Below are 26937 nucleotides of genomic sequence, written 5' to 3'. Positions count from 1 at the left end.
ACAGGAACGGACACGAACACGGAAAAGGCGGGTCCACCGGCGAAGGAGAAACGCCGGTGGACCCGCCTGTAGTTCTGTTCCATCGACGCCGGAGTTGTCCGACGACTCGTTACCCGGTGCTCTGTGCACAGGCAGGCACGAGGACTACTACTTGACGCCGTACCGCGCCAGGTACCGGCCCGACAACACCCTCAGGACACGGTCGAACAGAAAGCCCATGATCCCGAGCACGAAGATGCCCACGAATGTCCAGTCGATGCGCCCGTAGTTCCGGGCCTGCCAGATCATCGAGCCGATGCCGTGGTCGGCCGCCACGATCTCGGCGGAGACGATGGTCAGGAAGCTGTTGCCCATCGCAAGACGGGCGCCGGTGACGATGCCCGGCACCGACGACGGCAGCACCACGGTTTTCATGATCTGCAGTTTGCCTGCCCCCAGGTTGGCGGCGGCCTGCAGCTTGTTCTCGCTGATCGCGACGGTCGCGGCGATCGTGCTCACGGTGACGATGAACACCGACGTGTAGAAGATCAGCACTATCTTGGACGTCTCACCGATGCCGAACCACACCACCGCCAATGTCACGAACGCGATCGGGGGGATGAAACGGAAGAATTCGATATACGGGTCGAGCAGTTGACGCACGAGGTTGACGCGGCCCATGAGAATGCCGACGGGGGCACCGATCACGACGCCGAGACTCCACCCGACCAGAATGCGCTGGGCCGACGCCCAGATCGATGTCCAGAGGACACCGCTTTCCGCCAGTTCCCCTGCTGCTGTGACGACTTGAGCGGGGGAGGCGATGGTCGTCGGTCCGTACCACCAGGCGAGGAATGACCACACCCCTAGGCCGATGACCGCGGAAGCGACCCACAGCGCCGCCGTGCGCAGGGCGGCCCCACCTGCGCTCGAGCGTCTCGTTCGGGCCGGTTGCGCTCGTTCGCCGCGGGTGGGGACGGTGTTCTGTACCGCTGCGGTCATAGCTGGTCCTCCTCGATGCCCTGATTGCGGAGCGAGGCCACGACCTCGGCGCGGATGTCGTCACGCAACTTCTCGTACATATCGATCACGTCGGGGTGCGCCCTGTCCCGTGGGCGCTGTGCGTGCACCTCGTAGATGCTCTTGATTCGCGCCTTGGGTCCGGCCGACATCACAACGACACGGTCGGCGAGCGTCAAGGCCTCGTCGATGTCATGTGTGACGAACACGACGGTGCACCCGGTGTGCCGCCAGATTCGGTCGAGCTCGACCTGCAGGACCTGCCGGGTCTGGGCGTCGAGTGCGCCGAAGGGTTCGTCCATCAACACCAGAGACGGTTGGTTGGCCAGGACTCTCGCGATCTGTACGCGTTGCCGCATACCGCCCGACAGCTGTGCCGGAAATTTCTTGCCGGCGTGTGGGAGACCGACCATCGCGAGGTACTCGGCGGCGATGCGCGCCTGGTCGGCCTTGCCGGCCCCGTGCATCCGGGGTCCGTAGGCGACATTCTGGGTCACGGTCATCCACTCGAACAGGGCCTCGGAACTCTGGAAGACCATGCCGGCGTGTGGGTTGCTTCCGTTCACCTCGTCGCCGTCGCACCTGATCTCGCCGGCGCGGGGCTCGATGAAGCCGGCCATCGCGGACAACAGTGTCGACTTGCCGCACCCCGACGGGCCGAGCAGGCACACGAACTCGCCCGGTCGCACCTCGAGGTCGATTCCCGACACGATCTCGGCGGCTCCGAAACTGATGCCCAGATCGCGGATCTGGATAGGGACGCCGGTGACGGTTCTGGCCGGACTGGGCGCGGCGGCTGGGCCGCCCGATGCAACGGCGGTCGTGCCGCCGCTGGGGACGGCGGTTGTGCCGCGTGTGGGGACGGTCATTTATTTTCCTCCTGGTACCAATCGAGCAGCATGGCCGAGGCCAGATCCGGCTGCTCGGAGAGAACGCCGATCTTCTTGTAGAAGTCGACGATCGACTGTGCGGTCTCGATGCTCTTGTCGGTCAGGTTCTCGACGCCGAAGTTGATCTCGTCGACCGCGGTGACGGTCTGGTCGTCGGCTACGTTGACGGCAGTCCTGGTCGCGGCGGCTGCGGTTCGAGGATCGGACTCCACCCGCGCGGTGGCGTCGACGAGCACTCGGGCAACCGCACGGGCGGTGCCCTCGTTCTGGTCGAGCCAGGGCTCGGTCGTGATCGCCCAGTGGTGGTAGAACCAGTCGAAGTCACCGGTGACTGCTGTGATGTGCCCGCTGCCCTGCGCGAGCGCGGTGGCCGGCCACGGTTCCCACAGGACGTATCCGTCGATGTCACCCCGGTCGAGGAGCGCCGGCATGTCCGTGGGGGTGGCGGAGACCGTCTCGACCGACCCGGCAGGAACTCCGTTGGCCTGGAGGTATCTGTCGGTCGAGATCTGGCTCAGCCCCGGGACGATGCCCATCTTGCGGATGTCAGCGGCCGAGTCGACCCCGTTACGCAACACCACCTTGAGGTAGTCGCCGGACACCTCGTACGAGTACATCGCCCGCAGGGACGGATTCTGGCGTAGCTGCGCGATCGTCGTGGTGTCCGAACTGCCGGCCAGCTGGACCTGGCCGGTCGCGAGCGCGTCGACGGCTTCGCCACCCCGGCCGAACTGGACCAGCTCGACGTCGAGGCCGGCATCGGCGAACATGCCCTCCTGGTCAGCGACGAAGAAGGGCGCGTACGACGCGTCGATGCCCACGGCGATCCGGAGCGGACCGCCGGCGGAATCGGCGGTGGTCTGCGTGGCGGGGCGGCTGCACGCCCCGGTCGAAATCGTGAGAACCACCGCCGCTGAGGCAAGTGTCACCTTGCCGAGTATCGATCGCCAGGCCATGTTTGTACACCTCCTATTGTGATCTGGACCTCATTTGTGGGGTTGTGGTGAAAACTTAACGGCACCTCGGTGGGGCGTGAATCAACCGGGTCCACCGTGCGGACCAGGCCGCAGAACTTACCCGCGCGGGAACATCGTGGCTGGTAGGTGCGGCTTGTTCGAAACGCAAAGGAAACACATCGGCGTTTCCGGCGAGTGCGGTCGCCGGGCGGGGACTGAACTACATGGCACGGTCGGTCAGGCCGCCGAAGGCGCTGACCGACTTTCGATGCACGAAGCCGGCCGCGCTCGAGGACGCGGCCGGCTTCACGGTTTCGTGCTGTCGGCTCCGGTCAGACGACGCTCTTCACGCGCTCGGACGCCTTCGCCAGGAACTCCAGACTCAGCGGGTTGTACAGTGCCGCCTGCTCGTGCTGGGGCCAGTGGCCGCATTCCGGATACAGCTGCAGCTGCGCACCGGCGATGTCTGCGGCCATCTTCTCGGCCTCCGGCACGTCCCCGAAGGGGTTCTCGTGGCCCCATACGACCAGTGTCGGTGCCTGGATGCGTGCGAGCCGATCGGGCCGGAGCAGGTTTCGCTGACGCGTGTCCATGTCCTGCAGCGACAGCAGGTTGTGAATGTTGGCGACGAAATCGGGCTGGTGGTAGATCCGGTGCCGCGCCTCCACCAGTTCCTCGGTGGCGTTGACCGGGTCGTGCATCAGCAGGTGCAGCCGGGCACGGGTGAGTTCGATGTCCTTGCTCTGGACGGCCTTGGTGGTCGAAGTGCGAATGCGCTGCATCACGTCGGGGTTTGCGACGGTGCCTCCGGCGGCGAGCAGTTGCAGCGACAGCACTCGCTCGGGCTGCTCACTTGCGAGGTACGCGGCAACCCAGCCGCCCAGCGATTCTCCGACGAGGTGGACCTTGTCCAGCCCGACCGCATCGAGGTAATTCACGAGATGGTCTACATAGCGCGCAATTTCGTACGGGTAATCCGGTTTGCCCGTGTAGCCGTGGCCCAGCATGTCGATCGCGTGGCACTCGTAGTACGGAGCATGTGCGGCGATGTTACGCGCGAAGGCTTCCAGGTGACCGCTGGTGCCGTGGAGGAAGATCACTGCCTCCTCGCCCGCGCCGGCCTGTAGCGACCGGGTGGGAACTCCGGCTGCGTCCACCGTCTTGACCGCGAAGTCGAGTCCGGCGAGTTCGTTCCAGATTGTCATGTGTTCGTCCTTTGTCGGGTGTGAAGGGTTGACGAGTCACGGCGCGAGCGGCCGAGTGGTGGGATCGAGGACGACGACGCCCATCCCCGTGAGCCATTCCGGCATGGGCTCGTAGGCAAGGCGTTCCGCGGGAACGTAGTTCACCATCGCGGCCATCATGAGCCAGGTGCGGAGTTCCTGCGCACCGTTACCTGCCTCGGTGTCGACCTCGTCGGTCGAGAACTCCGCGAGTTCGGCCGCCTTGCCGGTCTCGAAAAGATCGAGGATCCGGTCGTCGAACTCCGGTGAGATGGCCGCCTCGGCTGCGCGGATGATCTCCCGCCGGCGCACGTCGTAGTCCGACCAGTTCTCGCGACCGTCGAGCCAGGCCTGCACCATGAAGTCGTCGTCCTCACCGTGCGGATCACGCCAGTCCGGCCATGGCAGCCGGTGCGACAGACCACCGGACGCGATCACGACCACCCGCTTGTCCTCCGGATACGAGTCGAGCGCCGCGCGGAGCGCGTGTGCGAGCGCCTCACAGCGCCCGAAGGTCGGCAGCGGTGGTGCGAAGACATTGACGACCAGAGGCACGATGGGCACGTCGAGGTCCGCCAGCAGGTACTGGATGGCATGCGACTGCCCGTGGTCGATCTGCAGGCGGGCGGAGAATGCGAGATCGAACCGTCCGCTCTCCACCACCTGCGCGGCGAGGTGGCCGGCCAGGTGCGCGTCGACACGCTGCGGGCCCTTCGGGGTACCCGACTCGCCGCTCGCGATGCACTCGCCCACGCCGAGCGTGAAGGGCGGAACGAGATCGAGCCAGAACCCTCTGAAGTGATTCGACCCCAGCAGGATCACCACGTCTGGCCGCGCCGCGGCGATCCGCTCCCGCGCAGTGACCAGCGCCTCCCGGAAGCGTTCCGCCTCGGCTTTGTGTGTCGTTTCCTCCCAATGGGTGTTCATGAGGGTGCTGTGCGACGCACCCACCCCCAAGACGATCTCGGCCATCAGCCTGCTCCTACTTCCTCGAGTGTGCGGGTCGCCGTATCGACGGCAACACGGATCAGGTATCGGGTCAGCTTCTCGGCCTCGGCCAGATCGACGGTGTTCATGCCCATGGCGAAGTCCACCTCGAACGGTGCGTCCACGACCTTGGGCATGCCGACCCGGACAGTCGGGATTCCCCGGTTGCGCAGGATGTTCGCGTCCGTGGCGCCGCTGCCGTCGCGGACCGGGCGGTGCGGTTGACCCTCGACCGCCTCCCAAGCCGCTACGGCGCTGCGGCAGAGCCACATCCGCTCGTCGGACGACTCGCCCGGGATCGATAGGATCTGCTCCACGTCGATGCGGGCGTCCAGTTCGGTGGCTATCCGCCGCACAGCGTCGACCAGCTCGCGTTTGGCGGCGGTCGGTGTGGTCCGTGGGCTCAGGCGCAGATCCACCATCATCCGCACCTGAGCAGGGGTGAACGAGGCGGTCCGCTCGCACCCACCCCGGATGTTCGCGACCATGCCCTGGGGAAGCACCAGGCCGTTCCGGTGCGCCTGCGAGTACTGCGGGAACCATTGCTCCAGGCGTACTGCCACCTCGCCCGCCAGCGCGACGGGGTTGCGGTACGGCAGTCGGTGCCGGGATCCGACGTAAGTGTGGGTGCCGTGCACGGTGACCTCGAACCAGGCCAGGCCCACCTCCTCCCAGGAGACCGTCCACCCGGGCTTGGCGATGAGCGCGAAATCTGCGCAGACTCCCTGTTCGAGGAGAAACGAACAGCCCACGCCCTGGCCGGTGTTGCGGCGCGGGTTTCCCACGCCCGGGCGAGGATTCGTCGGCATTCCGCCGGCCCCGAAAGCCGCGACCAGGTCACCGGTGAGCGGTATCCCCGCAGCATGCACTGCTTCGATCGCCGCCATTACGCAGGCGGCATGTCCCTTGGGATTCGACGCACCGAGGCCGATGACGTAGTCATCCTGGCTGTGGGCCCGCGGCGTCATGTCGGGACGGAGAGTCTCCGCCGCCCAGGGCAGGTCTTCCTCGCTGTTGCCACTGGTGACCGTGTCGATCGGGGCGTACAGCATGAGGTCCGGCCCCGACCCGTCACCGCGCAACCGTGCCCACGAGTTGGCTTGGCGGTCGTCGAGATCCATCGTGTGCGCTTCGATGCCGCTGGCCGTGAACGTCTCTGTGATGTGTTGTGCGAGTGGCGCTTCGTCGCCGGTCGGGCTGGCAATGTCCACCAGGCCGATGATCAACTCCCGCAATCGCGCACGATCGACCGTCGCCGACGCCTGTTCGGTCCAGGTACGGCGCTGCTCGTCGAGGCCCGCGAGCGGGGTTGCGGTTGCGGCCGTCACGAGTTGATCCGGTGAACCTGGGTGTTGCTGCGTGCGGCGACGAAACGCCATGCCCTCGGCACGCCGGTGGCGAGCAGGACGCCGAACGTCACGCCGGTCAGAGTCTTGAACATCGAAATTCTCCTCTAGTCGGCGTCGGCCGCAGTGGGTGCGCTCGCCCCATTGGCCGACTCGGTGGATGTCGCCGGCTGCGCAGTCTTCCGCGCCGCGGAGGCACGGCGCTCACGAACCGGTCGATCGGATGTTGCCGGCGCGAAAGCGACTGCAGCCGCGATCTTCTCCCCATATTCCTCTTCGGCGAGATTGCGCCACGTGGTGAGCGAGACGTCGGGTCGGTACAGCTTCTCCGGCGGAGCGTCGGTGACGCGGACCATCCACTCGTCCTGGCCCGAGAACTGGCCGTGGAACAGCCACCGCACGGCACCGAGGTATTTGGCGTGGAAGCCGAGCCTCCTCACCCCGGTCTCGAAGTTGGCCATGAGTCCCACGTACTGGTGGTGATCCTCGTCGACCGGAACATAGAACTCGTAGTGAATGAAGTTGGGATAGGCGATCCGCAGCACACCCGGCATCGACAACGAGGCAAAGCCCGGGAAGTTCTGGGCTGCGATCACCGGATTCACCTTCACGCCGGCGCCGACGTTGCCGATCTGCGAGATCTGGCTCTCGTCGGGCTTCTTCTTCCACCAGCGCTTGTTCGTCCACTTCCCGACGCCAGGAAATTCGGCCTCCCAGTAGACCTCCTCTTGGACCCGGTAGATCCACCGGCCTTCGGGGACGATGCTGGTGATGTTCCACGTCGGCATCGGCTTGAACAACCGCCACAACGCGGTGCGGTGCAGGTACTTCGCATGCCCTTCGTCGAATCCGTTCTCGCAGGCGAAGCGCCAATTGCCGCCCCGCGGTTGGATCCGGCCCCCGACGACACCTTCGTTCTCGACGAGCTCACGGGGCAACTGCTCGTCGATCGACGGCACGGGCTCGTTGCCGATCGGGATGTACACCCAGACCAGGCCCAGGCGTTCTTCCACCGAGTAGGTCTGCACGGACAGTTTGCCGCAGATCTTCGAATCCGGCCCGTCGGTGATGACGGCGGCCAGTTTGCCGTCGGTGAGCCGGAACGTCCACCCGTGATAGGGACAGCTGACGGTCCCCGGGAACTGTTGATCGCCCTCCGACAGCGGGACGCCACGATGGGGGCAGCGGTCATGCAGTGCGTAGACCTTGCCCGCGTCGCGAATGAGCGCGAGCTTCTCGCCGCAGATGGTGTAGCTCGTCGGCTCACCTGTTACATGGTTCGCCCACGTCACCGGGTACCAGTATCCGCGGTAACCACTGCCTGCCTCGTTGTATCGAGGCCAGGCGGTCCAGTCCTGCCGACCGGCCGCGCGCGGCCTCTCCGGGAGAACCTGCGAGTTCTCCGGCGCCTCGACACCAGTCATGTGAAGTCCTCTCGAGATGAGATCAAGTGATGCAGGAGATCTTCCGATCGATCGTCCCGCACCTCAACAAATCCGGTTCGCTCAGCAGACCGGGTTCACCGTCGTGACGATCGAGGTGTCGTGGTGATCACCGCGCTGCCCTCAGCGCACAATGCCCCGTCGTCGGCGTGTTCGACGAGGGTGACCTCGATCCGGTCACCCTCGATCCGGGTGACGGTTCCGCTGACCGTCAGGACACACCCCACGGGGGCGGGTGCTCGGTTGCGCCACGTCACGGACGTCACCGCACCGACCTCGCCGGCCAGGCGGGCGGCGGCCCGGAAGAACAGCGTCCCCTGCAGCTGAGCCATCACCACCGGGTCGGGAAGGCCCTCGGCACGGGCGTAGTCGGTGTCGTAGTGAATGCTGTGTGCATTGTGGGTGGTTGCACCGAAACGTAGAATCCGGACCAGATCGCACTGCAGCGCAACCTGTTCGAGAGCATCGCCGACCATCCATCCGCCACTGGGCGTCATCGGACGATGAACCGTTCCGTGACAATTGCCAGCGTGACCGATCCCGTGACGCGGTAGGTCTTGGACACGGTGATCAGAAGGAACTCACCGCCATCACTGTCCTTCCAGTCGACACCGTTCACGGTGCGTGTGACCTCGAGGGGCACGCCGAGCGGGGGAGTCGAACAAAACTCTATGGTCTGCCCTCCCGCCAACAGGCGCACGTCCAGCCCGGCCGTGCCGGGCACTTCATCGGCGAACATGCCGTCGGGGCGATACTCAGCGGTGTCGGCGCCGTCAGGTCCTCGCAGCAGGCTGGGCAGGTACATCGGGTGGACCCGGAAGTCTTCCCGGCCGGGGTCGAGGAATCGACGATCGTGCTCCGCCGACGCCCGCGCGAACGCCACGGACTCTGCTGCACGCACTTCCCCGAGGCGGCGGTGTGTGGTGGTGCCGATCATCCGGCACGCGCGTTCGAAGGCTGAATCTAGACCAGTTCGCATGGGCGAACGCTAGATCCGGTGTGGCGGCATCACCACGGTCCCGGACCGTCCAGCGGACCGAGATGCTTCCGCCACCGCCGCCGATCGGGTCAGGTGTGGTCATGGCACATCCACCGAACAGTCTGTACGTCACCGCCGCAGGTGTGAAATTCCACTACCACGACATGGGCGAGGGGTCTCCAACGATCTTCCTGCACGGCGGCGGCCCCGGCTGCACGGCGTGGTCCGATTTCGGACCCGTCGCACCACTCTTCGCCGACGATCGTCGAGCCGTGCTCGTCGACATCCTCCAGTACGGCAAGTCCGACAAATGCACCATCAGCGGACCGATGTGGGACTTCCACGCAGCCAAGATGGTCGCCCTCCTCGACGAACTCGGCATCGCCCGAGCTGATTTCGTCTGCAATTCCTGGGGCGGGACGATCGCACTGAATCTCGCGGCGAAATACCCCGACCGGGTGCGTGCTCTGGTGATCACCGGAAGTATGCCGGTCTTCTACGGACCGCTCGCCCCATTGCCGGAGGACGGCCGACGCGGCCGCAACGCCCGGGACGTGTACTACGGCGGCGACGGTCCCACCCGCGAGAAGATGCGGCAACTGATCACTCGCCTCGAATGGTTCGACGGAGACCATCTGCCGGACGACACGCTCGAGATGCGGTACCGGCAAAGTCTCGATCCCGACGAGATGGCGCTGGCCGCGGCATCGGACAATCCGCGGGGGGACTGGCAGGATCTGACGACCGAACTCGGGATGATCGAGGCACCGGTTCTGTTCGCGTGGGGAATGCACGACGCCTTCCTCACGCCGGACTATCCGCTGATGCTGGCCCGAATGATCAAGCACGGCCACCTCTACATAATGGACCGCGCGTCCCACCACCTGCAGGAGGAACGTCCGCACGACTACTACTCGCTCGTTACGGGATTCCTCGAACAGCGACACCCGTGACCACGAGCAGCGCTTGCTCGGAGCTGATCCCCGCACCACCCGTCGGGACGAAACGCATCCAGCTCGTCCTCGTCCTCGGTGTGCTCACCGCACTGGGCCCGTTCACCGTGGACATGTATCTACCGGCACTACCAGCCATCGCCGTCGACTTCGAGACCTCGGAGTCGACGGTGCAACTGACACTGACCGGGACGCTGATCGGTCTCGCTCTCGGACAACTGGTGATCGGCCCGGTCTCCGACCGCTACGGTCGGCGTCGCCCACTCCTGCTGGGCACGGCAGTCCATGTCGTCGCGTCCGTGGCGTGCTATTTCGCGCCGACCATCACGGTGCTCGAGGCGTTCCGGACTGTCCAGGGGGTGGGCGCCGCGGCGACTGCGGTCATCGCGACAGCCGTTGTCCGGGACCTCTTCTCGGGCCGCGCCGCTGCTGTCATGTTCTCCCATCTGATGCTGGTCATGGGTGTGGCCCCGATCCTGGCGCCGAGCATCGGCGGAATCCTCATGACCACCATGTCGTGGCACGGTGTGTTCCTCGTGCTGGCGGTGCTCGCGGCTCTGTTGATGCTGATCGGTGCCGTTGCACTGCCCGAAACGCTTCCGCCCTCGCGCCGGAGCCGACGCGGACTTGCCCCTGCACTCCGGACCTACACCCGGCTCGTCCGCGACGGCCGCTTCATGACGCTCGTCCTCGTGTGTGGACTGGGCCGTGCGGTCCTGTGGGCGTATATCGCCGGATCCTCGTTCGTCATGCAGAGGGAGTTCGAACTGGATCCGACCGTGTACGGAGTGGCGTTCGCGGTCGGCGGCGTGGTCCTGATCGGGGCGGCCCAGGTCAACGTGCGGCTGCTGGACCGCTGGTCTCCCGTGCGGATCTGTATCGTCGCGCTCGCCGTCAGCGTCGTCGTTGGAGTCATGTTCGTCGCCGTGGCTCTTCATGGCACTGTGGGATTCGCCGGATTCGCGGTGCCGGTGCTGGCCTTACTGTGTGCCACCGGATTCGTCATGCCGAATGCGCCGGCTCTGGCATTGACCCGGCACGGTGACGCGGCCGGGACCGCGGCGGCAATCGTCGGGTTCGCGCAGTTCGGTACGGCCGCCGTGGTGGCCCCGGTCGTCGGCGTCCTGGGGAACACCGCGCTCGCCGTGGCCGTCACGATGACCGGGTGCGCTGTCCTTGCCGTTCTCTCGCTCGGGTTCGGTGTCAGGCCGAACGCGCCACGCCATGGAGGGCACGACTGATGTTCGATCCCGCAGCCGTCAACGGCTTCGCCACCCGTCCGACATTCATCCGCGACGTCGTGGTGGTCACGCTTACCGCACCGACCACCATCGAACCGGTGAAGACGGGTACCGCGATACTGGTCATACCGATTCCGACCTCCTCGACCTCCAACGCGAAACCCTCTGTACGGACCCGATCGAGTTGCCGGCGAAGGCGGAGAGCCGAGGCAACGGTCCGAGTCGTCAGGGGGGCGAACCCACGAGCGACCACCTCGTCGAACACCCTCGATGGCGAGTACGCGAGAATTGCTTTACCGGTCGCCGTGGCCTCGATCGGCAATCGGCCGGCGATCCGAGATGGGAGCCGGGCGCTGCGGTGACCGGAGATCTTTTCCACGAACATGACGTCGAGGCCGTCCCGAATCGCCAGGTGCACCGTCTCGAGGGTGAGAGTATGCAGGTCCTGCATGAACGGAACCGCGGCATCCCGGATGATGCGTTGCGTCGGGACCAGCTGGCCGAGTTCGAAGAGGCGCAGTCCCAGCCGGTAGTCGGTTCCGACCCGCTCCAGGAGCCCGATCTGGACCATCTCCCCGGCAAGTCGGTACACGGTCGCCTTCGCCACCCCGCTCCGACGTGAGAGCTCGGTCAACGACAGCGCTCCCGACTCCGCATCGAAGCTGTCGAGTAGCAGTCGCACTTTTCCCAGCAACGACGCGTTCATGTACATCCTCCGACAGGCGGGTCCACTCAGCGGACCAGCCAGTCGAGCATACCCCCGGCCTTCATTTCCGAAGCAGGCTTGATCGCCGCGCTAAGGTGGCTCCGATTTCTTCTGCGGCTGCGCGGACCGAGCTGGTGTGGTTGTCCGGCCGGAAGCGGTGGGACGGGCCTGTCACGCTGATCGCGGCGACGACGTCCTCGCTCTCGCGGACAGGGGCGGCTACGCACACGATTCCGGTTGCGGATTCCTCGTATTCGTAGGCCATGCCCTCGGCGGCGATGCGGTCGAGCTGGGTGCGCAGCGGTCCGGGCAGGATGATGGTGCGCGGGGTGTAGCGGGGCAGTGGAGCGGAGAGCACCTGTTCTCGGAGGGCACTGTCGGCGTGGGCGAGCAGTACCTTGCCGATTGCGGTGCAGTGCACCGGCATCCGGCCCCCGATCCTCGAGGGTGCGCTGGCTTGCCGATGGCCGCCGATCTTCGACAGGTACACGACCTCCGTCCCGTCGAGGACGCCCAGGTGCACCGTTTCGTGGGTGCGGACATAGAGGTCCTCCATGAAGGGGATCGCCACCTCGAGCAGGCTGCGCTCGACCGACGCCCGCATGCCCAGCTCGAACAGGGAGCCGCCGAGCCGGTAACCGGCATCGGTGCGGTCCAGCATCCGCACCGCCACCATGTCGGTGAGCACCCGGTGCAGCGTGCCCTTCGGGATGGACGTCCGCCGGACCAGTTCGGCCAGCGACAGGGTCGAGTCGTCGATGGTGAACGCGTGCAGCACCATCATGACCTTGCCCAGCACCGTCGTGCGGTCGAACTCCTGATCGGACACTGCGAACATCACCTCCGTTGCCGCCGGCGCTCACGCCCACGATACGACCTGTGTTCGGCTCAGTGGAACGCAATGCTTGGCGGGTGGTCGCCCGGCGGCGACAGTGGAACCCACAGTCCATTCCCCACGATCACATCGGGAAGTCAGATGAGCACACCTCAGGGCACCAGCCTGCCCCCCACGGCGCGAGCCTCCGCCGACGCGGTCGCCGCGGCCGCCGAGCGGTTGAGCACCGCCGCCGCAACTTCCACGCCGTGCACCCCGGTCCGCGACCTGATCGGTACCGACGACGTCGCCGCCGCGTACGCCGTCCAGGAGCGGATCGTCGCCGACCGAATCGCCGCCGGCGCGAGCGTCGTCGGCCGCAAGATCGGCCTGACCTCCCCGGCGGTCCAGCAGCAGCTCGGCGTCGACCAACCGGACTTCGGTGTGTTGTTCGACGACATGCGCTGCCAGGAGACCACCTCGATCCCGCTGTCGCGGCTGCTGCAGCCGAAGGTGGAGGCGGAGATCGCGTTCGTCCTCGCACACGATCTGGTGGACGGGCCGCTCGACGACGCGCAGATCCGCGCCGCCGTCGACTACGCGGTGGCCGCCCTCGAGATCGTCGACAGCCGAATCGCCGGGTGGGACATCACCTTCGGAGACACCGTCGCCGACAACGGGTCGAGCGGGCTGTTCGTCCTCGGCGCCGACCGGCGCACCCTCGACTCCTTCGACCCGGTCGCCGCGCAGATGCAGATGTTCATCGACGACACCGAGGTGTCGACCGGAACCGGCGCCGCCTGCCTCGGTGACCCGGTGCGGGCGCTGGCCTGGCTCGCGCGCACCGCACGCGAGTTCGGTCAACCACTGCGCGCCGGGCAGGTGATCTTGTCCGGCGCCCTCGGGCCGATGGCCGTCATCGACACCGCCGGCACCGTCCGCGCCGACATCACCGGTCTCGGATCGGTCACCGCAACCTTCACCCAGGAGTGAGCACCATGAGCGTAAACACCCGTAAGGTCACCGTCGCGGTGATCGGATCCGGCAACATCGGCACCGACCTGATGATCAAGGTGATCCGCCACTCCGACGTCCTGCAGATGGGCGCGATGGTCGGCATCGACCCCGACTCCGACGGGCTCGCCCGCGCCCGCCGCCTCGGCGTCCCCACCACCTCGGACGGCGTCCACGGCCTCCTTCAGCTGCCGAACTTCGACGAGATCGACGTGATCTTCGACGCCACCTCCGCCAAGGCGCACGCCGCCAACGCCGCCCTGCTCGAACCGCTCGGCAAACGGCTGATCGATCTCACCCCGGCCGCCCTCGGCCCGTTCGTGGTGCCGGCGGTCAACCTCGACGAACACCGGGACGCCACCAACGTCAACATGGTCACCTGCGGCGGTCAGGCCACCATCCCGATCGTCGCCGCCGTCTCCCGCGTGACACCGGTCGCCTACGCCGAAATCGTCGCCTCCATCGCCTCGAAGTCCGCCGGACCGGGCACCCGCGCGAACATCGACGAGTTCACCGAAACCACCTCCCACGCCATCGAAACCGTCGGCGGCGCCCGCCGCGGCAAGGCCATCATCATCCTCAACCCGGCCGACCCGCCGCTGATCATGCGCGATACCGTCCTGTGCCTGATCGCCGCCCCCGACCCGGCCACCCACGACAAGGTGCGTGACTCGATCCAGACGATGGTCGACCACGTCGCGACCTACGTGCCCGGTTACCGACTCAAGCAACAGGTCCAGATCACCCCGGTCCCGGACGGCCAACCCGTGCACACCCTGCTCGCCTCCGGGGACACGGCCGCCCCCACCCACCAGGTGACGGTGTTCCTCGAGGTCGAAGGCGCCGCCCACTACCTGCCCGCCTACGCCGGAAACCTCGACATCATGACCTCGGCCGCGGTGCGCTACGCCGAGTCCGTCGCCGACACGATCGCCGCCCCGACGGCAACCCAGGGAGCCACCCGATGACCACCAGGCTGTTCATCCAAGACGTCACCCTCCGCGACGGCATGCACGCCGTCCGCCACCGCATCACCCCCGACGACGTCGGCAAGATCGTGGCCGCGCTCGACGCCGCCGGTGTCGACGGCATCGAGGTCGCCCACGGCGACGGACTCGCCGGCGGCTCGCTGAACTACGGCCCCGGCAGCAACACCGACTGGGAATGGATCGAAGCCGCTGCCGCCAACCTCACCCACGCCCGGCTGACCACCCTGCTGCTGCCCGGCATCGGCACCATCGCCGAACTCGAACACGCCTACCGACTGGGCGTGCGGTCCGTCCGCGTGGCGACTCATTGCACCGAAGCCGACGTCGCCGCCCAGCACATCGGCAAAGCCCGGGAATTCGGCATGGACGTCTCCGGCTTCCTCATGATGAGCCACATGACCACCGCACCCGAGCTCGCCGCCCAGGCCAAGCTCATGGAGTCCTACGGCGCGCACTGCGTCTACGTCACCGACTCCGGTGGCCGGTTGACCATGGACGGCGTCCGCGACCGGGTCCGCGCCTACCGGGACGTGCTCGACGAGGCCACCGAGATCGGCATCCACGCGCACGAGAACCTGTCACTGTCGGTCGCCAATTCCGTCGTCGCCGTCGAGGAGGGTGTCACCCGGGTCGACGCCTCGCTGGCCGGGCACGGCGCCGGCGCCGGCAACTGCCCGATCGAACCGTTCATCGCGGTCGCGGACCTGCAGGGCTGGAAGCACAACAGCGACCTGTTCGCCCTCCAGGACGCCGCCGACGACCTCGTCCGGCCGCTGCAGGACCGGCCCGTGCGCGTCGACCGGGAAACCCTCACCCTGGGCTACGCCGGCGTGTACTCGTCCTTCCTCCGGCACGCCGAAGCCGCATCCCAGCGGTACGGCATCGACGTGCGCACCATCCTCCTCGAGGTCGGCCGCCGCGGCCTCGTCGGCGGACAGGAAGACCTCATCGTCGATATCGCCCTCGACCTGCTCGCCACGAACCCTGAGCCCGCAGCGAGCTGAGTCCGGCTGCGGTGGAGGGAGATTCGGACTCTCACCGCCCAGTGAGCCGCCGGTTCGCACGAGCATGCAACGGCGACGCCGAGGTGCGCGCCATGACGTCGGAACGGGTACGCGGGCATCGCGCTCTGCTCGGTGACCCTCGTCGAGCCAGGACTGCCACAACCGTTCTGGAAACGCGGTTCGGTTGCGGCGCAACGATGAAGGCGAGCTGCTCGATCGACCGAGTGGGGTGGGCGAGAGAGCAAATGTCAGCCTCTCTCGAGCGCCAGCCAGGTCGAGATCGCCGCCCCGGCGAGGAGCCCGCCGGTCAGCACGAATACGGCGTCGGCGCCGGCGGAGCCTGCGATTGCGCTGGCGGTGAGCGGGATGAAGACTTGTCCGAGCCGGTTGCCGGTCAGCCGGATGGAGAGCGCGGAGGCGCGGTTCGGGGGCGGGACCAGTCCGGCGACCCAGGTCATGGTGAGGGGCTGGGCGAGGCCCCAGAAGAACCCGGCAACCGACATGAGGATGGCGACGACGATCGGTTGGGGCACAGCGGGGATGAGGGCGACGGGCAACGCGGAACACAGGGTGCCGGAGATCAGCAACCACCGGCGCGGAGCGAGATGGAGGAGCTGAGTCAGGAACATGCGGGAGACGATCGCGGCGATCGCGCGAGCGGTGAGGATCGCGGTCACGGTCAGCACGGAGAACCCGTACTGCTCCCCGAGCACGGGCAGGTACGCGGTGGTCAGGTCCATCGAGGTGAGCACGATCAGGCTGCTGAACACGGCGGGGCGCATGCCGGTGGTGGACAGCATGGACATCGTGGACTGCCGCGCGGGCGATGCGGATCTCCGGTGCGACGCGGTGGGGATACGAAAGTGCGGCGAGAGGCTCGCTGCGGCCGCGAGCGTGGCGAGCACCAGCATCGCGAGCAGGGAGCCGGTGGTGTCGACGTGTCCTTCGTGGCTGCGGGACGCGATGATGCCGGCCACCGGGATGCCGATGGACTGTCCGACGGAGATCCAGACCGTCAGCCCGCCGAATCGGCGGTCGTACTGGTCGGGTTCGGACATGAGCGGTACGTATCCCTGGCCGGATACCAGGGTCAGGATGTGGCCGAATCCGAGCAGGATGGCGCCGAGGGCGAGCACGACCAGGTCGGTGCTGAGGAGGATCGCGACGACCGCTGCGACGGAGATCGCCGCCCCGAGGCGCAATACCGCGGCGGCGTGCCTTCCGTCCACGGCCCGCCCGATGGGAATCGCTGCGACGAGTGGTACGAGCGAATACAAGGCGGTCAGGATCCCGACGGTCGCGCCGTCACCGCCGAGTTCGAGGGCGCGGTACGAGATCATCACTCGGACAGCCGCATAGACCGCCTGCAGGAGGGCGGTGACGAGGCAGAGGGAGACGAACCAGGACTTCACGAGTGAGAAGAAGGGACTCGGCGCCTCACGAACTCAGGCATTCCCGAAGTCTTCGCGCTCGTCCGATCCGGCTGCGCGTAGTTCGGGTTGGCTTTCCCGAATCTTGTAGGCGCGCTGGATGTGCTGTGCCATGAAGTCGCCGGCGGCCTGGGCGTCTTTCCGAACGAGGGCCTCGAGGATCTGGTCGTGATCCTTTTCCAGTTCGTGGGCGTCAGGCGGGTGCCGCCACACGGTGGTGCTGGGTGTAAGTCTCGACCACAGCAGCTCGATGTGTTGTACGACCAGCGGAGACGTCTGACTGTAGATGGCGAAGTGGAACGCGCGGTTCATCAGGGACAGCTCGGCCGCGCTCGCGGTGCCGTCGCGTTGTGCCCGGTCGAGGGCCGCGTGCTTTTCCTTGATCGCTTCAAGCCCTGCCGGCGTCATTCGCTCGACCGCCATCACGGTGGCTTCGCGTTCGGCGGCGGCCCGCAGACGGTACAGATCGCGGGCGGTCTCGGGCGTCATCTCCCGCACGGAGGCACCCTTGTGGGGGGAATAGGTCAGAACCCCGTCGGCTGCCAGGAGTCGCATCGCTTCCCGAACGGGGGTTGCGCTGACCCCGTACCGCTTCGCCAGGACGGTCTGCTTGATCAGTTCGCCCGGTTTGATCGCGCCGGAGGCGACATCCTGCTTCAGTCGCTCGGCGACGTACTCCGTCCGGCTCACCGGAGGAGCGGCTCCCATGTCACTCGACGTCATGACGGCTCCTTTCGGGAGCGAACCGAGCAGCGAAGAACCGCGACTCTATTTTCTGTACTCCATAGTGTCTATCAGCCCGAACCGGAATGTGCGCATTCAGGCGGTTCTATCGATAGTAGACAACACTCTATAGAGTATGTAACTTGAGTCACGCAGACACGCCGATGTGATCGGAGCCTCCACGGGGCTTCTCGGATCGCGGCCCGGACCTACTGATGGAGACCCCATGACCTCCTCTGATCGCCTGACCTGGAACATTGCCGAGTGGATCGTCGCCCAGCAGGGTCGTCCGCTGCCCGACGCGATGGATCACCACGTCAGGCGGCTTCTGCTCGATCACCTCGCCGGTGTTGTTGCCAGTTCGCCGGGTGCGGTGTCCGGGGCAGTCGGCGAGCACGTGCACCGCATGTACCCCGGCACCACGGCGACCGCCATCGGTCACGGCCGGAGCTCCGCCTTGGGTGCGGCCCTGATCAACGGCACCAACGGGCACGGCATCGAGACCGATGAGGGCTACACACCCGGCAGCATGCATCCCACCTCGGTGATCTTCCCAGCGGTATTCGCGGTCGCCCAGGAGAAGGGAATCAGCGGGGACCGTGTGCTGACCGCGGCGGCCATCGGGATGGAACTGTCCTGCCGGATCGCCGCGGCCGGTCACCCGGCCACCCGGAACCGGCATTTCCACAACACCGCCATCGCGGGTGTGTTCGGGGCCGCCGCCGCGGTCGCGATACTTCTCGAGCTCGACGTCACCGGAGTGGCGAACACCCTCGGTATCGCCGGCTCACACGCGAGCGGATTGTTCGAATTCCTCGGCCAGTCGGCGGAGATCAAACGATTCCATCCCGGCAAGGCCGCCCGTGACGGCATCACCAGCGCCGATCTCGCGCAGGCAGGGTTGACCGGCCCGACCACGATCCTCGAAGGCAAAGACGGATACTTCGCCGCCTACGCGGGAGTCGAGGGCGCCGATTGGGACCCTGAGATCCTCCTGGGAGGCCTGGGGGAGGAGTGGGTGCTGCTCGAGACCTACGTCAAGCCGTACCCGTGCTGCCGTCACCTGCACGGGGCGATCGACGCGGCCCTTCACCTGGTCAAAACCCACAGCATCGATCCAGCCGGCATCGCATCGGTCACCGTCGGCACGTTCGCCATCGCCACCCGGCATGCCGGACGAGAGCTCGACACCATCCTCCAAGCACAGTTGAGCCTTCCGTTCACTGTCGCCGTCGCGTTGCTCCGCGGCGGGGTGACCTTGACCGACTTCCGCGAAGACTCTCGTTCGAACATCGCGGTACAGGCCCTGATGACCAAGGTGGAGGTCATCCTCGACGACGCCGCCGACGCGGCATATCCGAAGTCCGGCCGCCCGGCCGATGTCACCGTCGTCATGAACGACGGCACTCGATACCAGCACCGGGTCGAACAGCCCTACGGCGAACCGTCGAACCCGCTGTCCGACAGCGACCTCGAAGGCAAGGCCCGTGCTCTGGTCGAGCCCGTCATCGGTGTCGACGGCGCCAAGAACCTGATCGAGTCGTCGTGGAACTTCGAGTCCCTCGAGTTCCTCGATTTCCTCGACGCCGCCGTCCGCAACGCCGACCCCCGATAACCCCACCGGCCCATTCACCCGCTCCACTAGGAAGGGACCTCTCATGGAGGTTGTAGTACAGGATCTCGAACTCGCCTACGGCGACTTCGTCGCGATCAAGAGACTCGATCTGACCATTCCGGACGGCGAATCGGTGGTCCTGCTCGGCCAGTCCGGGTGTGGAAAGACGAGCACCATGCGGTGCATCGCCGGACTCGAATCGCCCACCGGTGGAAGGATTTCCATCGGAGACCGCACCGTATTCGACGGCGCCAGCGGAAAAGTCGTCCCGGTGTTCAAACGCAACGTCGGCATGGTCTTCCAGTCGTACGCGGTCTGGCCCCACAAGACAGTCCTCGAAAACGTCTCGTTCCCCTTGAAGATGAAGGGCATCGCCCGGGCAGACCGCCGCCGCCAAGCCCTCGAAGTCCTCGAGATCGTCGGCCTGGCGCACCTCGCCGAACGCGGAGCCAGCATGCTGTCGGGCGGACAGATGCAACGAGTCGCGCTGGCGCGATCGATGGCAATGTCGCCGAGCGTGCTCCTGCTCGACGAACCACTGTCCAACCTCGATGCCCGCCTTCGCGACGACCTGCGCGTCGAACTGCGCCGCATCCAAACCGAACGCGGCCTGACCAGCCTGTATGTCACACACGATCAGCAGGAGGCGCTCGCGCTGGCCGATCGGATCGCGATCATGCAGGAAGGCCGCATCACCCAACTCGGCACCCCCGAGCAGATCTACGGATCTCCCGTGAGCGCATCGATCGCCGGCTTCCTCGGCGTGACCAACATCTTCCCCATTGCGCCCTCGTCCACCCCTCGCTCACTGGAGCTGACCGACCACGACATCACCCTGCGGAGCACCTACCCCGTTCCCCGCGCTGCTGCCAGCGTGTGCATCCGCCCCGAGGACATCGCGGTGACGCTCGAACAACCGACCGACCAGGTGCGTCACGGCGCCGACACCAACTACCTCAGCGGCACCGTCGAAGTTGCGGTGTTCCAGGGCGCATCCATCCGCTGCAAGGTGCGCACCGACAGCGGCCTGCCACTCGACGCCATCTGCGCACCGCCCGCCGTCGGGACCTTCGCACCCGGCGCCCGGGTGTCGATCTCTATCGATTCGGACCGGGTGAAGGTTCTCCCGAACGAGGCACCGGTCAGCGACATTCCGCAGGCGGTGGCGGCATGAGTTCGACCAGCGTGCTCGAGCCGGCACCACCGATCACACCCCGGCCGCCCGCACCCGCGCGGCGACGCGCCCGTCGCATCGGCCGGCGAGGAAAGGTGGCAAGCCTGCCACTGCTCGCGGTGGTTGCCTTCCTGGTGCTGGTCCCCGCCGGATTCGTCCTCCTCGCGGCATTCAGCAAAGAGGTACCGAGACCAGGCAGCATCGGCCTCGATCTGACTCTGCAGAACATCCGGGTTCTCACCGAAGCGGGCGTTATCGGCGCCACGATCAACTCACTCGTCATTGCGCTCTCGGCAACTCTGCTGGCCCTGGCGATCGGTGGATTCCTGGCCTTCGTGACCGCGCGCACCAATGTCCCCTGCAAGGGGTTCATCTTTCTGATCGGTCTCATGCCGCTGTTCCTGCCGTCCTACGTCGGCGCGCTGGCCTGGTCACTACTCGGCAGCCCCGGCGCCGGCCTGATCAACGTCGCCTTCCGCGACCTCGGCATGGGCAGCCCGGTCAACGTGTACTCCATCGGCGGCGTCGTCATGGTGATGGCGATGTACTACGCGCCCTACGCGTTCCTGCTGATGCACAGCTCGATGTCCCTGATGAATCCCGACCTCGAAGACGCCTCCAGCGTCCACGGCGGATCGACCTGGCACACCATCCGATCGGTCACCACACCCCTGGCCCTGCCGGCCATTCTGGGATCCGGCCTCCTGATGTTCATCCTCATCCTGGAGAACTTCCCCGTGGCGCAGGTCCTGGCCACGCCCGGACAAATTGACACCCTGCCGACGTTCATCTACCGACTGATGAACACCTCACCCTCACGCGGCAACGAAGCCTCCGTGATTGCCATCGTGCTGGTGGCCGCGGTCATCACCATCACCCTCGTGCAGCGGCGGATCCTCGCCAACCGCTCCTACACGACCGTCTCCGGCAAGGGCGTCAAGGCCCGCACCCTGCCCCTGGGACGATTCAAGGCACCCGTCGTCGCTGTGGCCCTTGTGTATTTCCTCCTCGCGATCGTGCTGCCGCTGCTGGCGCTGTTCCTCTCGGCGATCCGCAGCTCCCCGTACATGCAGTCCTTCGCCAGCCTGACCGAGCCCGGCGCCCTGGACACCACCTCCTTCGCCCACGTGTTCACCTCCGAGGTGTTCACCACCGCGGCGACCAACAGCGTGATCGTCTCCCTGCTCGCCGCGCTCGGCGGCACCATCCTCGCGTTCCTGGTCGGCTACACCGTCTACCGCACCAGCTCCTACGCCCGCGGCCTCCTCGAGGCTCTGTCGATGGTGCCCCTGGCAATTCCCGCGATCGTGCTGGGCATCGGTCTGCTGTGGACGTGGCTCGTCATGCCCGTCCCGGTCTACGGCACCCTGTGGGTGCTGATCATCGGCTTCGTCGCGGTGCAGATGCCTCAGGGCTTCCGCGGCATCGCCGCCGCCATCCAGGCCACCGACCGCGACCTCGAGGACAGCGCCGTGCTCCTCGGCGCCCGCCGCACCCGCGCCATCGGCTACGTCACAATCCCCCTGCTGCGCGTCGCGGTGTCCTCGACCTTCCTGATCCTGCTCATGCTGAGCATGCGCGAGCTGACCGTGCCGCTGTTCCTCTACACCACCGACACCCGCATCCTCTCGATCGCCATCTACGACCAGTTCGAGAACGGCGGCGCACTGCAGGAAGCGTCGGCGATGGCCCTGATCTACTGCGCCATCATGTTCATCCTCAGCTACCTGCCCCGCCGATTCGGCGCCAAGAACGGAGCCGGCGGTGCCTGAGCGAACCCCCTCGAACACCGAAAGGAACACCATGCGCCGCACCACACGCCCCGGTGTGCGCCGGTGGCTCACCACGGCCGCCCTGGCCGCCGCGACCATCCTGACCGTCACCAGCTGCGGCTCACCCGACGGCGGAAAAGACGACCAGGCGCGCGAACTCCTCCCGCCGTCCGCCGTCGACACCTCCGACGGCCTGCGCATCGACGGCGAACTCGTCGCCGACAAGCAGCTCTACGACGCCGCCAAGAACGACACCGTCATCTTGTACTCGGGCACCGGCAAGGAAGCCGAAGACCTCACCGCGGCCCGCTTCATGCAGGAAACCGGCATCAAGATCGAACTGACCCGCCTGCCCACCAACAAACTCGCCGAGCGAGCGCTCTCCGAACACGGAGCCGGCCAGCTGCCCGCCGAGATCATCCGCATCACCGACCCCAGGGTCGCCCGCGAGTTCGAGAAACAGAACGTGTTCGTGCCCTACCAGACACCGTTCCACGCCCTGCTCGTCCAACAGAACACCGGTGTCCGCGACACCTTCGTGAACTGCTACTACTTCGTCAACGCCATGGGCTACAACTCCGCGATGATCGAGGACGACCAGCCCACCAAGTGGGAGGACCTGACCGATCCACGCTATTCCGGCAAGCTCGGCGTCGTGTCGGTGACCACCGGCGGCACCTTGAACGCCCTCGCGCACTTCCAGATCGAGACCCTCGGCGAAGACTTCCTGACGGCGCAGGGCGCGCAGAACCCCCGCATCTTCGACTCCACCTCCACCGAAGTCGACGCCCTCGCCCGCGGCGAGATCGCGATCGGTTCACTGAGTTTCAACAACGCCTTCGCCGCCCAGCTCGCCGGCGCCCCGATCAAGCTGGTCATCCCGGACAAGGGTATCTCCGGGTCGGAGAACCTGATGGGAATGACCGCCAAGGGCGTGCAAAGCCCGGCCGCGAAGGTCTTCATGAACTGGACCATGTCGAAATCGGGCCAGAGCTTCGCCGCCGCACAGGGATTCGTTCCCGCCCGCACCGACATCGCACCGGTCAAGGCCGGTGAATACCAGCTGCCGCAGGCGAACTCACCGCAGTTTCACCTCTTCACCGAGGAGCAGTTCGCGCAGTATGCGGTCCGTGACGAAGAGATGTGGAAGAAAGCCTTCAACTACATGGGCTGACAAGGCCGTCCGCACGATTTTCCGCCGTTATCCCTACCACAATCTCTATAGAGTATTGACTTAGGAGTGATCATGACCGCCGTACTGACCGAACGTGAGGCCCTGCTCGACTCGGTGCGCTCGTTCGCCCAGCGCCATCTCGCCGACGGGGCGCTCGCACGGGCCCACGACCCGAACTACTCCTGGGATATCGCCCAACTCCTCGGCGCCCAGGGCCTGCTCGGGCTGACCATTTCCGCCGAGGACGGCGGCCAGGGCGCTGGACTGGCCGATGCGGTCGCCGTCATCCAGGAAGTGGCGATGGTCTGCCCGAAGAGCGCAGACATTCTGCAGGCCGGCAACTTCGGTGCCATCCGCACCTTCGCCGAGTTCGGAACACCGGAGCAGAAGGACAAGTACCTGGCCGATCTGATCGCGGGCCGGACCCTCATCGGTCTCGGGATGAGTGAGCCCGAGGCCGGGTCGGCGGCGACGGAGTTGACCACCAGCGCCACCGAGGACGGCGACGGGTACCGGATCAACGGCACCAAGATCTGGGGCACCCACAGCGTCGATGCCACCCTCTTTCTGGTGTACGTCCGATTCGGACCCGGCACCGGCAACATCGGCTCCATCCTCGTCGAACGCGGCACGAAGGGGCTGACCCTCGGAACCCCGTCGACGTACATGAGCGGTGAGCAGTGGGCGCAGCTGTACTTCGACGACTGCTGGGTGCCGAAGGGAAACGTCCTTCTCGGGCCGGGCGGATTCAAGAAGCAGATGAGCGGATTCAACGTCGAGCGCATCGGCAACGCCTCCCGCGCTCTCGCTCTCGGCCGTCTCGCGTTCAACCTCGCCCGCGACCACGTCAGCGAACGCACCCAGTTCGGCCGCACCCTCAACGAATTCCAGGGCTTGCAGTGGAAGTTCGCCGAGGTCGCGGTCGCTCTCGACTCGGCCGAGTTGCTCCTCGATCGGGCCGTGCGCAACGCCGCTGCCGGCCTGCCCTCGGCCTACGAGACCTCGGTGGCGAAGCTGGCCGCCAACGAAGCCGGGTTCAAGGCCGCCAACGAGGCCATGCAGGCCATGGGCGCCCTGGGCTACAGCACCGAGTCTCTGGTCGAATACTGCATGCGACGGACCCGCGGCTGGATGATCGCCGGCGGCTCCATCGAGATCCTGAAGAACCGGATCGCCGAGGAGATCTTCGGCCGCCGCTTCAGCCAGCGTCGATGAGCAGAAGGACACACTCCGTGACCCAGCAGGTGTCCACACCTTCCCTCGACACCATCCCGGTCACCTACACCGTCGAAGACCGGGTGGCGGTTCTGACCATCGACAACCCCCCGGTCAACGCCAGCAGCGCTGCGGTACGTGCGGGCCTGATGTCCGGACTCGAGGTGGCCGAAGCCGACGACGAGGTCGACGCGATCGTCCTCATCGGGGCCGGTACCAACTTCGTCTCCGGATCCGACCTGAGGGAGTTCAGCGGCTCGGTCCCCGAACCGCAACTGCCGACCGTCATCGCCGTCATCGAGGCCGGTGCCAAACCGGTCGTGGCGGCGCTGTCCGGCGCCACGCTCGGGGGCGGCTTCGAACTCGCGCTCGGATGCGATGGCCGGATCGCGCTCGCCGGTGGAGTGGTCGGGCTCCCCGAGATCACGCTCGGCATGATTCCCGGCGCCGGCGGCACGCAGCGGCCACTGCGCCTGATCAGCCCGGCACGCACACTCGAACTGGTCACCTCGGGGGAGCGGGTGCCCGTGGAGCAGGCGCACCGCGAAGGGCTGATCGACGAGGTGGTCACGGGATCTCTTCGCGCAGAGGCGATTCGTTACGCCCGTGCGCTGCGAGGCAAGCGCATCCTGCGGAATCTGCCCGTTCTCGGTGCCGATCCCGGTGAGGTCGAGCAGGTGGCAACGACGGCGCTGCGCAGTGCGGCCCGGCCGCAGACGGTCGCCGCCGTCGGCGCGATCCTCGTGGGTAGCTCCGCGCCGGCCGACCGGGCCTTTCAACACGAGCGCGCGGAGTTCAACAGGCTCCGGAACGGCACCGAATCGTCGGCGCTCCGTCACCTCTTCTTCGCGCGCCGGGCGGCCCTGAAAGCCAACCGGCCCGCGCTGCCGCGAGAACTGAAGTCGGTCGGCGTAGTCGGCGCCGGGACGATGGGTGCGGGCATCGCCCGCGCCTTCGTCGAGGCCGGTGTCCCGGTGGTCCTCGTCGACCAGCAGCGCCAGGCGGCCGCCGCGGCCGCCGAACGCCTGAAGCAGGCGTACCGGGGCATGGTCACTCGCGGTCGACTCACCGAATCCGACGCCCAGCATCATCTTTCCCTGCTCACTGCCGGGACAACGATCCGCGACCTCGAGGAAACCGATCTGGTGATCGAGGCCGTCTACGAGGACATGGAGGTCAAGCGAACGGTACTGCGCCAGCTCGAGACCGTCCTGCGCCCGCACGTGCCGCTGGCGACCAACACCTCGTACCTCGACGTCAACGAGATCGCCGCTGCGGTTGCCCGACCCACCCGGGTGCTGGGGATGCACTTCTTCAGCCCCGCCCACCGGGCCGCCGTGCTCGAAATCGTTCGCGGCGAGAAGACCTCGACAGAAGCACTGGACGTGGCACTGACCGCGGCGAAGGTACTGGAGAAGATGCCGATCCTCGCCGGTGTCTGTGACGGGTTCATCGGCAACCGGATCTACAACGCATACCGCCGCCAGTGCGAACTCATGCTCGAAGAAGGGGCGCTGCCGCAACAGATCGACGCGGCTCTCACCGAATTCGGTTTCGCCATGGGACCCTTCGCGGTCTCGGACATGTCGGGTCTCGACATCGCCTGGCGGATGCGCAAGAGCAAAGCGGGCACCCGCGACCCCCGGGAACGGTACCCGGACGTTGCCGACGCGCTGTGTGAACTGGGCCGATTCGGGCAGAAGACCGGGGACGGCTGGTTTCACTACGAGCCGGGGTCGCGCACGCCACACCCGGATAGCACGGTCGAGGCCCTCATCGAGCAGTCCTCGCAGCGCAAGGCCATCACACGAGCGGCGTTCACCTCTCAGGGAATCGTCACTCGCGCGTTGGTCACGATGGCGAACGAGGCCGCACTCCTGCTCGCGGACAAGATCGCCGACCGGCCCTCGGACATCGACCTGATGCTCACCCTCGGATACGGATTCCCCACCCACGAGGGCGGGATCACCCACTGGGTCGGGCGACAGGACCGCCGCTTCCTCGACCACGAACTCGACGCCCTGTCAGCCCGCACCGGGCACGGCTTCACCAAGGGAGATCTCGACCTGCTGCGTTCTTGAGAACGACGATCAGAGCCCGGTCCGACCCCGAATCATCGGGGCCGGACCGGGCTCTTTCGGGTTACGGCGGCAACGAGTTCATCCCCCACCGCGGGGATCGCTCTACCCGGGCTATGACCCGCCGCTTCACAGGGCTGTGCCGCACGAGGGCGCACCCGCGAGAGATCGCGGGTGCGCGCCACACGTACGCCAGTTTCGAATCGTGGCTAC

Annotated in this window: 24 protein-coding genes; 11 read left to right on the top strand and 13 right to left on the bottom strand. The window is 66.6% G+C overall.

What is annotated here, in order from left to right; genetic code table 11:
• Positions 1-147 precede the first annotated feature (147 nt).
• From ACLIVD_RS22115 to ACLIVD_RS22075, 9 genes are all read right to left on the bottom strand, one after another.
• Positions 148-981, bottom strand: coding sequence for an ABC transporter permease (locus tag ACLIVD_RS22115; protein ID WP_491930679.1), 834 nt, complete (start codon positions 979-981; stop codon positions 148-150).
• Entirely contained in the window at positions 978-1868 is an 891-nt protein-coding gene (locus tag ACLIVD_RS22110) for an ABC transporter ATP-binding protein (protein WP_280780161.1), read from the bottom strand. The genes ACLIVD_RS22115 and ACLIVD_RS22110 overlap by 4 nt, the downstream gene beginning before the upstream one ends.
• Positions 1865-2845 carry an ABC transporter substrate-binding protein gene (locus tag ACLIVD_RS22105; protein WP_491930678.1) on the bottom strand — a complete coding sequence of 327 codons (981 nt, stop codon included), beginning with the start codon at positions 2843-2845 and terminating at the stop codon, positions 1865-1867. Before ACLIVD_RS22105 ends, ACLIVD_RS22110 begins: the two co-directional genes overlap by 4 nt.
• Positions 2846-3177: 332 nt before the next feature.
• Positions 3178-4050: an alpha/beta fold hydrolase gene (locus ACLIVD_RS22100; protein ID WP_491930677.1), complete on the bottom strand. Its 873-nt coding sequence runs from the start codon at positions 4048-4050 to the stop codon at positions 3178-3180.
• Positions 4051-4086: 36 nt separating this feature from the next.
• Positions 4087-5040 (bottom strand): DODA-type extradiol aromatic ring-opening family dioxygenase, encoded by a 954-nt coding sequence (locus tag ACLIVD_RS22095; RefSeq protein ID WP_054246825.1) that lies wholly within the window; start codon positions 5038-5040, stop codon positions 4087-4089.
• Positions 5040-6383, bottom strand: a complete 1344-nt coding sequence (locus tag ACLIVD_RS22090; protein WP_491930676.1) for a M20 family metallopeptidase — start codon at positions 6381-6383, stop codon at positions 5040-5042. Before ACLIVD_RS22090 ends, ACLIVD_RS22095 begins: the two co-directional genes overlap by 1 nt.
• 125 nt (positions 6384-6508) lie before the next feature.
• Positions 6509-7825, bottom strand: a complete 1317-nt coding sequence (locus tag ACLIVD_RS22085) for a Rieske 2Fe-2S domain-containing protein (protein WP_491930675.1) — start codon at positions 7823-7825, stop codon at positions 6509-6511.
• 95 nt (positions 7826-7920) lie between these two features.
• Positions 7921-8340: a hotdog family protein gene (locus tag ACLIVD_RS22080; RefSeq protein ID WP_491930674.1), complete on the bottom strand. Its 420-nt coding sequence runs from the start codon at positions 8338-8340 to the stop codon at positions 7921-7923.
• Positions 8337-8726: a hypothetical protein gene (locus ACLIVD_RS22075; RefSeq protein ID WP_491930673.1), complete on the bottom strand. Its 390-nt coding sequence runs from the start codon at positions 8724-8726 to the stop codon at positions 8337-8339. Before ACLIVD_RS22075 ends, ACLIVD_RS22080 begins: the two co-directional genes overlap by 4 nt.
• Positions 8727-8923: 197 nt before the next feature.
• Here ACLIVD_RS22075 and ACLIVD_RS22070 point away from each other — a divergent pair, with 197 nt between their 5' ends.
• Complete coding sequence (locus ACLIVD_RS22070; protein WP_477954870.1) at positions 8924-9775, top strand: alpha/beta fold hydrolase; 852 nt, start codon at positions 8924-8926, stop codon at positions 9773-9775.
• The gene (locus tag ACLIVD_RS22065) at positions 9772-11016 is read left to right on the top strand and encodes a multidrug effflux MFS transporter (protein ID WP_491930672.1); all 1245 of its coding nucleotides are present in this window, start codon (positions 9772-9774) and stop codon (positions 11014-11016) included. The genes ACLIVD_RS22070 and ACLIVD_RS22065 overlap by 4 nt, the downstream gene beginning before the upstream one ends.
• Here ACLIVD_RS22065 and ACLIVD_RS22060 read toward each other — a convergent pair.
• Positions 10979-11722: an IclR family transcriptional regulator gene (locus ACLIVD_RS22060; protein ID WP_491930671.1), complete on the bottom strand. Its 744-nt coding sequence runs from the start codon at positions 11720-11722 to the stop codon at positions 10979-10981. The genes ACLIVD_RS22065 and ACLIVD_RS22060 overlap by 38 nt on opposite strands.
• Positions 11723-11783: 61 nt before the next feature.
• Positions 11784-12551 (bottom strand): IclR family transcriptional regulator, encoded by a 768-nt coding sequence (locus ACLIVD_RS22055; protein ID WP_283351905.1) that lies wholly within the window; start codon positions 12549-12551, stop codon positions 11784-11786.
• A gap of 147 nt (positions 12552-12698) precedes the next feature.
• Here ACLIVD_RS22055 and ACLIVD_RS22050 point away from each other — a divergent pair, with 147 nt between their 5' ends.
• From ACLIVD_RS22050 to dmpG, 3 genes are read left to right on the top strand one after another with little or no spacing between them, the layout of a single operon-like run.
• The gene (locus ACLIVD_RS22050; RefSeq protein ID WP_491930669.1) at positions 12699-13529 is read left to right on the top strand and encodes a 2-keto-4-pentenoate hydratase; all 831 of its coding nucleotides are present in this window, start codon (positions 12699-12701) and stop codon (positions 13527-13529) included.
• 5 nt (positions 13530-13534) lie between these two features.
• Positions 13535-14518 carry an acetaldehyde dehydrogenase (acetylating) gene (locus ACLIVD_RS22045; RefSeq protein ID WP_491930668.1) on the top strand — a complete coding sequence of 328 codons (984 nt, stop codon included), beginning with the start codon at positions 13535-13537 and terminating at the stop codon, positions 14516-14518.
• The gene (gene dmpG, locus ACLIVD_RS22040) at positions 14515-15543 is read left to right on the top strand and encodes a 4-hydroxy-2-oxovalerate aldolase (RefSeq protein ID WP_491930667.1); all 1029 of its coding nucleotides are present in this window, start codon (positions 14515-14517) and stop codon (positions 15541-15543) included. The genes ACLIVD_RS22045 and dmpG overlap by 4 nt, the downstream gene beginning before the upstream one ends.
• A gap of 248 nt (positions 15544-15791) precedes the next feature.
• On the opposite strand, the gene ACLIVD_RS22035 is transcribed toward dmpG, so the two are convergent.
• Positions 15792-16955, bottom strand: a complete 1164-nt coding sequence (locus ACLIVD_RS22035) for an MFS transporter (protein ID WP_491930666.1) — start codon at positions 16953-16955, stop codon at positions 15792-15794.
• A gap of 33 nt (positions 16956-16988) precedes the next feature.
• Positions 16989-17696: a GntR family transcriptional regulator gene (locus tag ACLIVD_RS22030; RefSeq protein ID WP_491930665.1), complete on the bottom strand. Its 708-nt coding sequence runs from the start codon at positions 17694-17696 to the stop codon at positions 16989-16991.
• Positions 17697-17922: 226 nt separating this feature from the next.
• Between ACLIVD_RS22030 and ACLIVD_RS22025 the strand changes: the two genes are divergently transcribed.
• The 6 genes from ACLIVD_RS22025 (at position 17923) to ACLIVD_RS22000 (ending at position 26727) form a co-directional block, all read left to right on the top strand.
• Complete coding sequence (locus tag ACLIVD_RS22025) at positions 17923-19311, top strand: MmgE/PrpD family protein (RefSeq protein WP_491930664.1); 1389 nt, start codon at positions 17923-17925, stop codon at positions 19309-19311.
• Between the two features lie 43 nt (positions 19312-19354).
• The gene (locus ACLIVD_RS22020) at positions 19355-20485 is read left to right on the top strand and encodes an ABC transporter ATP-binding protein (RefSeq protein ID WP_491930663.1); all 1131 of its coding nucleotides are present in this window, start codon (positions 19355-19357) and stop codon (positions 20483-20485) included.
• Positions 20482-22257, top strand: coding sequence for an ABC transporter permease (locus ACLIVD_RS22015; protein ID WP_491930662.1), 1776 nt, complete (start codon positions 20482-20484; stop codon positions 22255-22257). Before ACLIVD_RS22020 ends, ACLIVD_RS22015 begins: the two co-directional genes overlap by 4 nt.
• Before the next feature lie 31 nt (positions 22258-22288).
• Positions 22289-23431 carry an ABC transporter substrate-binding protein gene (locus ACLIVD_RS22010; protein ID WP_491930661.1) on the top strand — a complete coding sequence of 381 codons (1143 nt, stop codon included), beginning with the start codon at positions 22289-22291 and terminating at the stop codon, positions 23429-23431.
• Positions 23432-23503: 72 nt separating this feature from the next.
• Positions 23504-24646, top strand: a complete 1143-nt coding sequence (locus ACLIVD_RS22005; RefSeq protein WP_491930660.1) for an acyl-CoA dehydrogenase family protein — start codon at positions 23504-23506, stop codon at positions 24644-24646.
• 17 nt (positions 24647-24663) lie between these two features.
• On the top strand, positions 24664-26727 hold the full coding sequence (locus ACLIVD_RS22000; protein ID WP_491930659.1) for a 3-hydroxyacyl-CoA dehydrogenase NAD-binding domain-containing protein: 2064 nt from the start codon (positions 24664-24666) through the stop codon (positions 26725-26727).
• The last annotated feature ends 210 nt before the right edge of the window (positions 26728-26937 follow it).

This window comes from Rhodococcus sp. G6(2025) (assembly GCF_058628105.1).
This window is presented reverse-complemented; position numbering and strand designations above follow the sequence as displayed.

Coding starts and splice junctions, on each gene's coding strand:
- ACLIVD_RS22010 (WP_491930661.1), top strand. CDS start 22,289: ATGCGCCGCACCACACGCCCCGGTGTGCGCCGGTGGCTCACCACGGCC.
- ACLIVD_RS22005 (WP_491930660.1), top strand. CDS start 23,504: ATGACCGCCGTACTGACCGAACGTGAGGCCCTGCTCGACTCGGTGCGC.
- ACLIVD_RS22095 (WP_054246825.1), bottom strand. CDS start 5,040: ATGGCCGAGATCGTCTTGGGGGTGGGTGCGTCGCACAGCACCCTCATG.
- ACLIVD_RS22070 (WP_477954870.1), top strand. CDS start 8,924: ATGGCACATCCACCGAACAGTCTGTACGTCACCGCCGCAGGTGTGAAA.
- ACLIVD_RS22105 (WP_491930678.1), bottom strand. CDS start 2,845: ATGGCCTGGCGATCGATACTCGGCAAGGTGACACTTGCCTCAGCGGCG.
- ACLIVD_RS22085 (WP_491930675.1), bottom strand. CDS start 7,825: ATGACTGGTGTCGAGGCGCCGGAGAACTCGCAGGTTCTCCCGGAGAGG.
- ACLIVD_RS22030 (WP_491930665.1), bottom strand. CDS start 17,696: ATGACGTCGAGTGACATGGGAGCCGCTCCTCCGGTGAGCCGGACGGAG.
- ACLIVD_RS22025 (WP_491930664.1), top strand. CDS start 17,923: ATGACCTCCTCTGATCGCCTGACCTGGAACATTGCCGAGTGGATCGTC.
- ACLIVD_RS22080 (WP_491930674.1), bottom strand. CDS start 8,340: ATGACGCCCAGTGGCGGATGGATGGTCGGCGATGCTCTCGAACAGGTT.
- ACLIVD_RS22060 (WP_491930671.1), bottom strand. CDS start 11,722: ATGAACGCGTCGTTGCTGGGAAAAGTGCGACTGCTACTCGACAGCTTC.
- ACLIVD_RS22115 (WP_491930679.1), bottom strand. CDS start 981: ATGACCGCAGCGGTACAGAACACCGTCCCCACCCGCGGCGAACGAGCG.
- ACLIVD_RS22015 (WP_491930662.1), top strand. CDS start 20,482: ATGAGTTCGACCAGCGTGCTCGAGCCGGCACCACCGATCACACCCCGG.
- ACLIVD_RS22050 (WP_491930669.1), top strand. CDS start 12,699: ATGAGCACACCTCAGGGCACCAGCCTGCCCCCCACGGCGCGAGCCTCC.
- ACLIVD_RS22045 (WP_491930668.1), top strand. CDS start 13,535: ATGAGCGTAAACACCCGTAAGGTCACCGTCGCGGTGATCGGATCCGGC.
- dmpG (WP_491930667.1), top strand. CDS start 14,515: ATGACCACCAGGCTGTTCATCCAAGACGTCACCCTCCGCGACGGCATG.
- ACLIVD_RS22100 (WP_491930677.1), bottom strand. CDS start 4,050: ATGACAATCTGGAACGAACTCGCCGGACTCGACTTCGCGGTCAAGACG.
- ACLIVD_RS22020 (WP_491930663.1), top strand. CDS start 19,355: ATGGAGGTTGTAGTACAGGATCTCGAACTCGCCTACGGCGACTTCGTC.
- ACLIVD_RS22110 (WP_280780161.1), bottom strand. CDS start 1,868: ATGACCGTCCCCACACGCGGCACAACCGCCGTCCCCAGCGGCGGCACG.